The organism is Rhodococcus aetherivorans (assembly GCF_011058165.1).
Classification (GTDB): domain Bacteria; phylum Actinomycetota; class Actinomycetes; order Mycobacteriales; family Mycobacteriaceae; genus Rhodococcus; species Rhodococcus aetherivorans.
Genome location: NZ_JAALEG010000038.1, coordinates 40,107 through 51,959 on the forward strand (window position 1 = coordinate 40,107; position 11,853 = coordinate 51,959).

An 11,853-nucleotide genomic window follows, 5' to 3' on the forward strand; every position below is an offset into this window, starting at 1 on the left:
CGAAGCGCGTTCAGGCGGGCCCGGCGGGCAGCGGGCTGTCGATGTGGTCCACCGCGACGAGCCGGTCGCCGGCGAGCGACAGCACCCACGTGCTGCCCTTGCGGTTACGCGTGTTCGGCGCGGTGATCCCGTCGTGCTCGGCCCACCATTGCACAAGGTCCGGGATCACCTTGCCCTGGCTGCAGATCACCGGCACCCCGCCGCGCTGGGCGAGGTCGAGCACCCGCTTGCGCCCGAGTTGCGGGTCGGCGCTGTACTCCTCCTCCGTGAGGGAGGGTTCGACGGCAACGTCGATCCCGAGCCGGTCCGCGAGCGGTTGCACCGTCTGCACGCAGCGTGCCCGGTCCGCGGCGACCACGCTGTCGGCGCCGAACGCGAGCAGTTGCGGAACGAGGGCCTGGGCCTGGGCACGGCCCGCCGCGTCGAGCGGCCGGTCCCGATCGTCGCCCCGGTGATTCCTGCGGCTGCCGGCCTTGGCATGCCGCACGATCAGCACCGTCGCCGTGTCCGGCGGCAGGGCCTGGAAGCGGCGCAGCACCGTGTGGTCCATCGGGTACGACAGGGCCGCGAAGGCGTCGTCGGGTGCGAGCCAGCGCAGCTCGTCGACCTCGTCGTTGGGGGTGAACTCCCCGCTGCACTTCTCGGCGGCCCAGTAGTCCACCCGCTTGAGCTTGCGGTGACCCGGCACCGGGTAGGTGACCTTGCCGAGATACCGGCCGAGACGCGCCGAAATCCCGGTCTCCTCCTCGATCTCGCGCAGGGCGGCGACGATCGGGGTCTCGCCGGGATCGAGCTTGCCCTTGGGGAAGGACCAGTCGTCGTAACGCGGCCGGTGCACGACCGCCACGTCGAAACGGTTCCGGTCGGTCGGATTCCGTCGCCAGAGGACAGCCCCGGCGGCGAAGATGTTGGCTCGCATTGCGTTGTCGGAAACGGGGGACACCGACATCCTTCCGATCAGGAGCTACGGCTACGCATGAGCTCTTCTTGATGGTCACGGGCCGCGGTTCCGGGAGCCGGCGACGCGAGCCAGGTTCCGTCGGCCCGCAACGTCCAGCACCGGGTGGCCGGGTCGAGCGCCGACTCGAAGATCGAGTCGAGTTGCGCCGCCAGTCGGGGATCCTTCACCTGTGCCATCACCTCCACCCGGCGATCGAGGTTGCGATGCATCATGTCGGCGCTGCCGATCCAGATCTCGTCGGCTGCCCGGAAATGCAGGACGCGCGAGTGCTCCAGGAACCGCCCGAGGATGGACCGCACCGTGATGTTCTCGCTCAGTCCGGGTACTCCGGGCTTGAGCGCGCAGATGCCGCGCACGACGATCTCCACCGGCACCCCCGCGCAGGAGGCGCGGTACAGCGCGTCGATGACCTGCTCGTCGACCAGCGCATTGGCCTTCAGGCGGATCCGGGCGTCGCGACCGGCCGCGTGGTGCTCGATCTCGGCGTCGATCCGTTCGATGATGCCCGCTCGCACGCCGTGCGGGGCCACGAGCAGGTTGCGGTACTTCGCCATCCGCGAGTAACCGGTGAGCGTGTTGAACAGATCGGTCAGGTCCGCGCCGATCTCCGGGGCGGCGGTGAGCAGGCCGACGTCCTCGTAGAGCCGGGCGGTCTTCGGGTTGTAGTTGCCGGTACCGATGTGGCAGTAGCGGCGGATGAGCGAGCCCTCCCGGCGGACCACGAGGCACGTCTTGCAGTGGGTCTTCAGTCCCACCAGGCCGTACACCACGTGCACGCCGGCCTGTTCGAGTTTGCGGGCCCACTTGATGTTCGCCTGCTCGTCGAAGCGGGCCTTGATCTCCACCAGCGCCACCACCTGCTTGCCGGCCTCCGCCGCGGCGATCAGTGCGTTGACGATGGGGGAGTCGCCGGAGGTGCGGTAGAGGGTCTGCTTGATCGCGAGCACCTGGCTGTCGGCTGCGGCCTGCTCGATGAACCGTTGCACGCTGGTGGAGAAGGAATCGTAGGGGTGGTGCACCAGCACGTCGCCCTCGCGCAGCGTCGAGAACACGCTCTTGGGGGTCTCGCGTTCGCCGAACGCGGGGTGCGTGGCCGGCACGAACGGCCGGTCCTTCAGGTCGGGGCGGTCCACGCCGTGCACCTGCCACAGGCTCGACAGGTCCAGCAGTCCCGGCAGCTGCACCACGTCGGCGGGATCGACGTCGAGCTCGCGCAGCAGCAGTTCGAGCATGTGCTCGGTCATGTCGTCGGCGACCTCGAGACGCACGGGAGAACCGAAGCGGCGACGGGCGAGTTCCCGCTCGAGCGCCTGGAGGAGATCCTCGTCGCGGTCCTCCTCGACCTCGAAGTCGGCGTTGCGCGTGACCCGGAAGGCGTGGTGCTCGACGATTTCCATGCCGGGGAACAGCACGTCGAGATGTGCCGCGATGAGTTCCTCGAGAGGCAGGAACGCGTCGATCTCGTCCGGGGAGCCTTCCCGGCGGACCCGGACGAAGCGATCGACGTTGTCCGGCACCTTCACCCGCGCGAAGTGCTCCCCGGCGGACTCCAGATCCTTCACGGTGACAGCGAGGTTGAGGCTCAGCCCGCTGATGTACGGGAACGGGTGTGCCGGATCGACCGCGAGGGGCGTCAGTACCGGGAACACCTGCTCGACGAAGTACGCGGTCAGGCGCTGTTTTTCGTCGTCGGTCAGATCCTCCCAGTCGATGATGGAAATGCCTTCGGCGGTCAGGGCGGGCAGGACCGAATCGAGGAAGACGAGAGCGTGCCGGCGCGCGATCTCCTGGGTGCTGCGCGCGATGAGCGCGAGTTGCGCTCGTGGCGACAGCCCGTCGGCGGAGCGGACCGACAGGCCGGTTTCGGCACGGCGCTTGAGGCCGGCGACACGCACCATGTAGAACTCGTCGAGGTTCGAGGCGAAGATCGCAAGGAACTTGGCGCGTTCGAGGAGCGGCAGAGACGTGTCCTCGGCCAGCGCGAGCACTCGCGCGTTGAAGTCGAGCCAGCTCAGTTCCCGGTTGAGGTAGCGGTCCAGCGGCAAGCCGTCGGCGACCGCCTGCAGCATCGTGGCTGCGGGCGGGGCACTCGGCGCCGAGGCCGAACGGGTGGCGGTGGTGCCGTCGAGTCCGGCTCCGCCGTCGCCGGATGCCCCGGCGAACCCGGGAGGTTCGGTGTCGATGCGCTGGTCCGTGGAATCGCCGTGTTTCACACGTCGATCATCCCTCAGTTTCGGAACTGCGGACAATCCGTCGACGTACGTCACCCGAAGTCGGGATGACGAACGGGCATCGGCCATCCGATTCGCTCCAGAGCCGAGGCCGTCGCGGGCCCCACGCCCTGCGCCGTGGCGGCCTCGAGATCGGCGACGGTGTCCACGTCGAGCCGCAGTCCCGGCCAGTCCCCGGCCAGGGGGTGGGCTCCCGCCCGCACGTGACGGTGCGCCGAGTCCGGACCGAACAGCGGGTGCAGCGGTTCGGTCCTGCAGTGCAGCAGCGCCGAGGTGCCGGTGCCGGTGTGGTCCACGACGACCGCCCGGCCGACCTCGCGCGCCGCGGTCAGGGCCGCGGACAGTTCGGCGGGCCGCAGGGCCGGCAGGTCCGCGTGCAGCGCGACCAGATCCACGCCGGGCTCGCGGGACCGCACCCGCCGGGCCGCAGCGGCGAGCGCCGCATTCAGCGGATCGACGGCGGTGCCGGCCGTGTCGACGGCGGGGGGATCGGCGAGCGTGTGCGCCCCCGCGCGGAGAGCCAGCGCGGCGACATCGGCGTCGGTGGTGATCACGGTGACGGCGAGCCCCTCGACCGCCAGCGCCGCGTGGAGGGTGTCGTCGAGCATCGCGAGCACCAGGGCCGCTCGGGTGCCGGGGTCGAGGACGTGCGCCAGCCGCGACTTCGCCAGGCCGAGGGCCTTGACGGGAATCAGCGCGTGCGCGGCGGTCATGGTCGTCGATTCTGCCAGTCGGCGACGAGGACGGTCGCGGGCGCGGCGGTGGGCGATACTGGAGCGGTCGCGGCGGTGGTCTGCGGACGGGATCGGACACGAGTAAGGGGACTGCGTGAGCAAGGCTGCGGTGTTGGGTGCGGGGTCGTGGGGGACGGCCTTCGCGAAGGTACTGGCGGAGGCCGGAACGGACGTGACGATCTGGGCGCGGCGCGCGGAGGTGGCCGAGGCGATCGCCGCCCGGCACGAGAACCCGGACTATCTGCCGGGCGTCGAGTTGCCCTCGACGTTGCGCGCCACCGCGGATCACCGCGTCGCACTCGACGGAGTGGACTTCCTCGTCCTCGCGGTGCCGTCGCAGACGCTGCGCGCGAATCTCGGGGCGTGGCGCGACGACATCGGTTCCGACGCGACCCTGCTGAGCCTGGCGAAAGGCATCGAGGGCGGCACCCTCATGCGGATGAGTCAGGTGATCGCCCAGGTGACCGGTGCCGAACACGACCGCATCGCGGTGTTGTCCGGGCCGAATCTCGCCCGCGAGATCGCCGATCGGCAGCCCGCCGCCACGGTGATCGCGTGTTCCGACTCCACTCGGGCGCTCGAGATTCAAAGAGCATGTGCAACAGGGTATTTCAGGCCCTACACGAACACCGACGTGATCGGCTGCGAGATCGGCGGCGCGTGCAAGAACGTCATCGCGCTCGCGTGCGGCATGGCCGCCGGTGTCGGCCTCGGCGACAACACGATCGCCTCCATCATCACCCGTGGGCTGGCCGAGATCACCCGGCTGGGAACTGCCCTCGGTGCCAAGCCGACCACCCTGGCCGGGCTGGCGGGTGTCGGCGACCTCGTGGCCACGTGCACCTCGCCGCTGTCGCGTAACCGTTCGTTCGGGGAGCGACTGGGCAGGGGAGGGACACTCGAAAGCGCCCAGGAGGCCACGCACGGCCAGGTGGCCGAGGGGGTCAAGTCGTGCACCTCCGTCCGGGCGCTGGCGGCCAGTTACGACGTGGAGATGCCGCTCACCGACGCCGTGCACCGCGTCTGCTACGAGGGCATGTCGGTGCCCGAGGCGATCGGGCTGCTGCTCGGCCGCCGGATCAAGCCGGAGTGAGACCGTGCCGGGTGACTCCACACGCTGCGTGAAAGCGGTTGCTGCCGAACATATTCCAGGGTATCCGCTGCAGCCCGGTCCGGTCCTCGCCGCCCCTTACCAGCTCGGCGCGGAGGGCACGGAGACCGACACCTACGCTCGCGCCTCGAATCCCGGTTGGCGTGCCCTCGAATCCGCGCTGGCCGCGCTCGAGGGCGCGGCCGCGGCCCGGGTCGTCGGGTCCGGGATGTCCGCGGTCACCGTCGCGCTGCGGGCGCTGACCCGTGGCGGCGGCACCGTCGTCGTCCCCGCCGACGGGTACTACCAGGTGCGCGAATACGCGCGGGAACGCCTCGAGCCCCTCGGGATCACGGTCCACGAACTCACCGCCGCCCAGTTCGGCGACGGCAGTCTCCGCGCTGTCCTCGCCGGCGCCGGCGAGGGCGCGCTCGTGCTGGCCGAGACCCCGTCGAACCCGGGACTGGACGTCGTCGATCTGCGCGCCACCGCGGCGCTGTGCCGGACGGCCGGCGCCCTGCTGCTGGTGGACAACACCACCGCCACCCCGCTGGGGCAGCAGCCGCTCGCGCTGGGCGCGGACATCGTCGTCGCCAGCGGCACGAAATCGCTCAGCGGGCACAGCGATCTGCTGATGGGGTACCTCGCTGTCGCCGACGATGCACTCGTGCCGGCCCTCGACCGGGAGCGCCTGCTCTCCGGGACCGTCCTCGGCCCGTTCGAGACGTGGCTGGCGCACCGCAGCCTGGGCACCGCCGGGCTGCGCTTCGACCGGCAGTGCGCCAACGCGCTCGCCGCGGCGTCGATGCTGCGCGAGCATCCCGCCGTGCGCGGCGTCCGCTACCCCGGTCTGGGCGACGATCCCGCCCACCTCGTCGCCGCGGCACAGATGCGCCGGTTCGGGCCGCTGGTGACGTTCCGGCTCGACGGCGAACAGCAGTTCCACCGGTTCGTCGCGGCGAGCGAGCTCGTCACCGCCGCGACCAGTTTCGGGGGCATCCACACCACCGCCGACCGGCGCGCCCGCTGGGGCGATCCCGTACCGGCCGGCTTCGTGCGATTGTCCTGCGGGATCGAGGACACCGCCGACCTGCTCGACGATCTCGACCGCGCGCTCTCCCGGTGCTGAGCAGGACTCGGGTATCTACCGGGGCGGCGGCACCGGTACGGTTTGTGCCGTGAGCACACCCCGTATCCGGGTGGCCGTCGTCTTCGGCGGCCGCAGCAACGAACATTCCGTCTCCTGCGTTTCGGCGGGCAGCATCCTGCGCCACCTCGACCCGCAGCGTTACGAGGCCGTCCCGATCGGCATCACCACCGACGGCGCCTGGGTGCTCGCCGACACGGATCCCGAACGGCTCGCCAAGGCGGGCCGCGAGCTGCCGACCGTCGACGCGGAGGGAACGGCGCTGGTGCTCACCGCCGACCCCACTCGGGCCGGTGACATCGTCGCCCTCGACGAGGGCGAGTTCGGCAAGGTGCTCGCCTCCGTCGACGTCGTGTTCCCGGTGCTGCACGGCGCCTACGGCGAGGACGGCACGATCCAGGGGCTGCTCGAGCTCGCCGGCGTTCCGTACGTGGGACCCGGCGTGCTCGCCAGCGCCGCCGGGATGGACAAGGAGTTCACCAAGAAGCTGCTCGCGGCCGAGGGCCTGCCCGTCGGATTCCAGATCGTGCTGCGCCCCGGCGCCGCGACCCTCACCGAGGAGCAGAAACAGCGTCTCGGCCTCCCGGTCTTCGTCAAGCCCGCCCGCGGCGGCTCCTCCATCGGGATCAGCCGTGTCGCCGACTGGGCGGCGCTCGACGCGGCGATCGAGAAGGCCCGCCGGCACGACCCGAAGGTGATCGTCGAATCCGCGATCGTCGGTCGCGAGGTCGAGTGCGGCGTGCTCGAGTTCCCCGACGGCGACGTGCGCGCCAGTGTCGTCGCCGAGATCCGGATGCCCGACCCGTCCGGCGATCACGAGGCGTTCTACGACTTCGACACCAAGTACCTCGACGACGTGTGCGAGTTCGACGTGCCCGCCAAGCTCGACGACGACGTCTCCGACCGGATCCGGGAGCTCGCGGTCCGCGCCTTCCGCGCCCTCGACTGCCAGGGCCTGTCCCGCGTCGACTTCTTCGTCACGGAGGACGGGCCCGTGATCAACGAGATCAACACCATGCCCGGGTTCACGTCGATCTCGATGTACCCGCGTATGTGGGAGGCCAGCGGTCTCGAGTACCGCACGCTGCTGTCCACGCTGGTGGACACCGCACTGGCGCGGGGGACCGGGCTGCGCTGATCCGCCCTGGCGCGGGGGGACCGGGCTGCGCTGATCCGCCCGGGCGCGGACTAGTCTGGGGGCCATGACTGCCGTGACCCCTGACTCATCTGCAACCGTTTCCGGGGACGTCCGGGCGACCGGCGCCGGGGACACCCGCGAGGCCGTGCACGCCGCGGCCCGTCGCGCCCGCGTCGCCTCCCGCCGGCTCGCCCTGCTCACCACCGCGCAGAAGGACGCCGCCCTGCACGCCGCCGCGGACGCGGTGCTCGCCGCGTCCGACGCGGTGCTCGCCGCGAACGCCGAGGACATCGAGACCGCCCGCGCGGCGGGCACCGAGGAGTCCCTGCTCGACCGGCTCCGGCTGACGCAGGCCCGCGTCGAGGGCATCGCGGCGGGGCTGCGGCAGGTCGCGGGGCTGCCCGACCCGATCGGCGAGGTGGTCCGTGGCTCGACCCTGCCCAACGGCCTCGAGATCCGGCAGATGCGGGTGCCGCTCGGCGTCGTCGGGATGGTGTACGAGGCCCGGCCCAACGTCACCGTCGACGCCTTCGGCCTGGCCCTCAAGTCCGGCAACGCGGCCCTGCTGCGCGGGTCGTCGTCGGCAGCCCACTCCAACGCCGCCCTCGTCGAGGCCCTGCGCGGCGCCCTCGCGATGCAGGAGCTGCCGGAGGACGCCGTACAACTGCTGCCCAGCGCGGACCGGTCCTCGGTCACGCACCTCATCCAGGCACGCGGACTCGTCGACGTCGTCATCCCGCGCGGCGGTGCCGGCCTGATCTCCGCCGTCGTCCGCGACGCCACCGTGCCCACCATCGAGACGGGCGTGGGCAACTGCCACGTGTACGTGCACGCGTCGGCCGATCTGGACATGGCCGAGAAGATCGTCGTCAACGCCAAGACCCGCCGGCCCAGCGTGTGCAACACCGCCGAGACGATTCTGGTGGACAAGGCCGTCGCCGACACCGCCGTACCCCGGCTGCTGCAGGTGCTGCAGAACCACAGCGTCACCGTGCACGGTGACCTGCCCGGCCTCGAGCCGGCCACCGAGGCCGACTGGGCGGAGGAGTACCTGAGCCTCGACATCGCGCTCGCCGTCGTCGACGACCTCGACGCGGCCGTCGCGCACATCGACCGGTACGGCACCGGCCACACCGAGGCCATCGTCACCTCCGACCTCGCGGCCGCCCGGGAGTTCTCCGCGCGGGTCGACGCCGCAGCCGTTATGGTCAACGCCTCGACGGCGTTCACCGACGGCGAGCAGTTCGGGTTCGGTGCCGAGATCGGCATCTCCACCCAGAAGCTGCATGCCCGCGGCCCGATGGGACTGCCGGAACTCACCTCCACCAAGTGGGTGGTGTGGGGCGACGGCCACACCCGGCCGGCCTGAGGGTTCGCGACAGCGCTCGACGAGACCGGACCGGACGAGACCCGGACCCGACAGGGCCGGCCCCGACGAAAGGACACAGCGTGGACCGTGCGCTGCCGACCACCCCGCCGATCTTCGCCGACGTCGACGAGGTGATCGACCGCCTCGCCGAGACCGGATACCTCGCCGACAAGGCCACGGCCACCGCGGTGTTCCTTGCCGACCGCCTCGGCAAGCCGCTGCTCATCGAGGGCCCCGCCGGGGTGGGCAAGACCGAGCTCGCCCGGGCGGTGGCGCAGACCTCCGGCGCCGAGCTGGTGCGGCTGCAGTGCTACGAGGGTGTCGACGAGTCGCGGGCGCTGTACGAGTGGAACCACGCCAAGCAGATCCTGCGGATCCAGGCCGGCACCGACCATTCCTGGGACGCGACGAAGCAGGACGTGTTCTCCGAGGAGTTCCTCCTGCCGCGCCCGCTGCTGACCGCCATCCGCCGGGAGGATCCGACGGTGCTCCTGGTCGACGAGGTCGACAAGGCGGACGTGGAGATCGAGGGTCTGCTGCTCGAGGTGCTCAGCGATTTCGCGGTGACCGTGCCCGAGCTCGGCACCATCAGCGCCACCCGCAAGCCCTTCACGGTGCTCACCTCGAACGCGACGCGGGAGCTGTCCGAGGCACTCAAGCGACGCTGCCTGTTCCTGCACCTCGACTTCCCCGACGCCGACCTCGAGCGCCGCATCCTGGCGAGCCGGGTACCGGAGCTGCCCGAGACGGTCGCCGAGCAGCTCGTGCGCACGGTCCGGGTGCTGCGCGGCATGCAGCTCAAGAAGCTGCCGTCGGTGGCGGAGACGATCGACTGGGGCCGCACGCTGCTCGCCCTGGGCCTCGACACCCTCGACGACGCCGCCGTGCGGGCCACGCTCGGGGTGATCCTCAAACACCAGTCCGATCAGCTGCGGGCCGCGGCCGAGCTGCGGTTGAACTGACATGGCCGGGGCACGCCCGCCGGTGCGGGACCAGGGGCCGGCGGCGCCGCACGGCCTGCCCGGCCACCTGGTCGGGTTCGTCGAGGCACTGCGCCGCCGCGGCATTCCCGTAGGACCGTCCGAGACCGTCGATGCCGGCCGGGTCATGTCGGTGCTCGACCTGCTCGACCGGGACGCCCTCCGCGAGGGGCTGGCGTGCGCGCTGCTGCGCCGGCCCACCCACCGCCCGACCTTCGATGCCCTGTTCGACCTGTGGTTCCCGGCAGCGGTCGGCCGCCGCGAGGCCGGCGGGATCGATCCGGCGCTGCCGCGCACCCCGGACGGCGAGATCGACTTCGAGGCGCTGCGGGATCTGATCGCCGAGATACTCGCCGACGACTCCGCCGACGCGGTCGAGCTCGTCGAGCTGCTGACCGCGCAGATCGTCGAGGAGCTGGGGCAGTACACCTCGGGCAACGGACCGTCGTTCTCGGCGTACCAGGCGCTGCGCCAGGTGTCGCCCGAAACGCTGGTCTCGAAGATCCTCGAGGGCCTGCTCGGCAACGCCGGCCCGGAGGAGCGGGCTCAGGACACCGAGTACGCCACCGAGGTGGCGCGCCGCACGGCGGCGCGCCGAGTGGCGGATTTCCGGGCCATGGTCGAGCGCGAGACGCGTCGCCGCACCGCCGAACAGGTCGGACGCGACCGCGTCGCCACCTACGGGGTGCCCAAGCTCGCCGAGGAGGTCGACTTCCTGCGTGCCACCGACGCCGAGCTCACCGCGCTGCGCCGCAGCGTCACCCCGCTGGCGCGGCTGCTGGCGAGCCGGCTCGCCGCGCGCCGGCGGCGGGCCCGTGCGGGAGCGATCGACCTGCGCCGGACGCTGCGCAAGTCGATGTCCACCGGCGGGGTGCCCATCGACCTGGTCAACCGCAAGCCGCGCCCGGCCCGTCCGGAGCTGGTGGTGCTCTGCGACGTCTCCGGGTCGGTCGCCGGCTTCTCCCACTTCACCCTGCTGCTCGTGCATGCCCTGCGCGAGCAGTTCTCCCGCGTCCGGGTGTTCGCGTTCATCGACAGCACCGACGAGGTCACCCACCACTTCTCCGCCGGCGCCGACCTCGGGGCCGCCATGTCGCGGATGCTGCGCGAGGCCGAGCTGATCGCCTACGACGGCCACTCCGACTACGGTCACGCGCTGGGCGTGTTCACCGAGCGGTACGCGCACAGCCTCACCAGCCGCAGCTCCCTGCTCGTGCTCGGCGACGCGCGGACCAACTACCGCGATCCCAACCTCGGCGCCCTCGAGCACCTGGTGGCCGTCGCCCGGCACGCCCACTGGCTCAACCCGGAACCCCGCGGCCAATGGGGAACCGGAGATTCGGCGGCGAAGGCGTACGGCGAGGTGATCACGATGCACGAGTGCCGGTCCGCGCAGCAGCTCGCGCAGGTGGTGGCGGGCCTGCTGCCGGTGTGAACCCGTAAGCTGGACAATCGTGCATGAGCCATCCGCCCCGAATCCGGCGCCGCGACGTCGCGACGGTGACACACGACACGGCGTCGGTGACACACGACGTCGCGTCGGTGTCATGGGCGGCACCTTCGACCCCATCCACCACGGGCACCTCGTCGCAGCCAGCGAGGTGGCCGACCGGTACGACCTCGACGAGGTCGTGTTCGTGCCCACCGGACAGCCGTGGCAGAAGTCGGGGAGCGAGGTCAGCACGGCCGAGGACCGCTATCTGATGACGGTCATCGCGACCGCCTCGAATCCGCGGTTCTCCGTCAGCCGGGTCGACATCGAGCGGGACAAGGCCACCTACACTGTCGACACGCTGCGCGACCTGCGTTCGCTGATGCCCGACGCCCAGCTGTACTTCATCACCGGCGCCGACGCGATCGCCTCGATCCTGTCGTGGCAGAACTGGACCGAATTGTTCGAGCTGGCCCGGTTCGTGGGAGTGTCGCGTCCGGGCTACGACCTGCACGTCGAGCATCTCGCCGAACACCTCGAGAAGCTGCCCGCCGACACCGTCGGTCTCGTCGAGATCCCCGCGCTGGCGATCTCCTCGACCGACTGCCGGACGCGGGTGCGTGACCACAGGCCCATCTGGTACCTGGTGCCGGACGGGGTGGTGCAGTACATCACCAAGCGCAACCTGTACCGGCCCGCGAACTCGCGGCGCCTCGACGGGGCGGCGACCGTGTCATATCCCCACGCCGAGTCCCACCCCCACCCCGAGTC

General features: G+C 71.1%; 10 protein-coding genes. 7 read left to right on the forward strand and 3 right to left on the reverse strand.

The features are described from left to right. Positions 1–10 precede the first annotated feature (10 nt). The 3 genes from G6039_RS16255 to cofC are packed head-to-tail and all read right to left on the reverse strand — an operon-like array spanning position 11 to position 3,905. The gene (locus G6039_RS16255; RefSeq protein WP_029544399.1) at positions 11–949 is read right to left on the reverse strand and encodes an NUDIX hydrolase; all 939 of its coding nucleotides are present in this window, start codon (positions 947–949) and stop codon (positions 11–13) included. 8 nt (positions 950–957) lie between these two features. Further along, the gene (locus G6039_RS16260; RefSeq protein WP_029544397.1) at positions 958–3,174 is read right to left on the reverse strand and encodes an RNA degradosome polyphosphate kinase; all 2,217 of its coding nucleotides are present in this window, start codon (positions 3,172–3,174) and stop codon (positions 958–960) included. A 50-nt stretch (positions 3,175–3,224) separates the two neighbouring features. Beyond that, complete coding sequence (gene cofC / locus G6039_RS16265; protein ID WP_043796499.1) at positions 3,225–3,905, reverse strand: 2-phospho-L-lactate guanylyltransferase; 681 nt, start codon at positions 3,903–3,905, stop codon at positions 3,225–3,227. Between the two features lie 115 nt (positions 3,906–4,020). Between cofC and G6039_RS16270 the strand changes: the two genes are divergently transcribed. From G6039_RS16270 to nadD, 7 genes are all read left to right on the forward strand, one after another. After that, complete coding sequence (locus tag G6039_RS16270) at positions 4,021–5,019, forward strand: NAD(P)H-dependent glycerol-3-phosphate dehydrogenase (RefSeq protein ID WP_006933747.1); 999 nt, start codon at positions 4,021–4,023, stop codon at positions 5,017–5,019. A gap of 4 nt (positions 5,020–5,023) precedes the next feature. Beyond that, positions 5,024–6,145: a cystathionine gamma-lyase gene (locus G6039_RS16275; protein ID WP_043796488.1), complete on the forward strand. Its 1,122-nt coding sequence runs from the start codon at positions 5,024–5,026 to the stop codon at positions 6,143–6,145. Positions 6,146–6,194: 49 nt separating this feature from the next. Continuing rightward, a complete protein-coding gene (locus G6039_RS16280; RefSeq protein WP_006933750.1) occupies positions 6,195–7,301 on the forward strand; it encodes a D-alanine--D-alanine ligase family protein in 1,107 nt (368 codons plus the stop codon). Between the two features lie 64 nt (positions 7,302–7,365). Beyond that, complete coding sequence (locus G6039_RS16285) at positions 7,366–8,670, forward strand: glutamate-5-semialdehyde dehydrogenase (protein ID WP_029544392.1); 1,305 nt, start codon at positions 7,366–7,368, stop codon at positions 8,668–8,670. An 80-nt stretch (positions 8,671–8,750) separates the two neighbouring features. After that, complete coding sequence (locus G6039_RS16290) at positions 8,751–9,632, forward strand: AAA family ATPase (RefSeq protein WP_006933754.1); 882 nt, start codon at positions 8,751–8,753, stop codon at positions 9,630–9,632. Between the two features lies 1 nt (position 9,633). Then, on the forward strand, positions 9,634–11,085 hold the full coding sequence (locus G6039_RS16295) for a vWA domain-containing protein (RefSeq protein ID WP_043796479.1): 1,452 nt from the start codon (positions 9,634–9,636) through the stop codon (positions 11,083–11,085). Positions 11,086–11,197: 112 nt separating this feature from the next. Further along, positions 11,198–11,853 (forward strand): nicotinate-nucleotide adenylyltransferase (gene nadD, locus G6039_RS16300; RefSeq protein WP_206531101.1); only part of this gene is annotated, 656 nt, incomplete at its 3' end.

Excerpts from the sequence above, each read along its gene's own strand:
- G6039_RS16255 (WP_029544399.1), bottom strand. The coding sequence starts at position 949 with ATGTCGGTGTCCCCCGTTTCCGACAACGCAATGCGAGCCAACATCTTC.
- cofC (WP_043796499.1), bottom strand. The coding sequence starts at position 3,905 with ATGACCGCCGCGCACGCGCTGATTCCCGTCAAGGCCCTCGGCCTGGCG.
- G6039_RS16285 (WP_029544392.1), top strand. The coding sequence starts at position 7,366 with ATGACTGCCGTGACCCCTGACTCATCTGCAACCGTTTCCGGGGACGTC.
- G6039_RS16295 (WP_043796479.1), top strand. The coding sequence starts at position 9,634 with ATGGCCGGGGCACGCCCGCCGGTGCGGGACCAGGGGCCGGCGGCGCCG.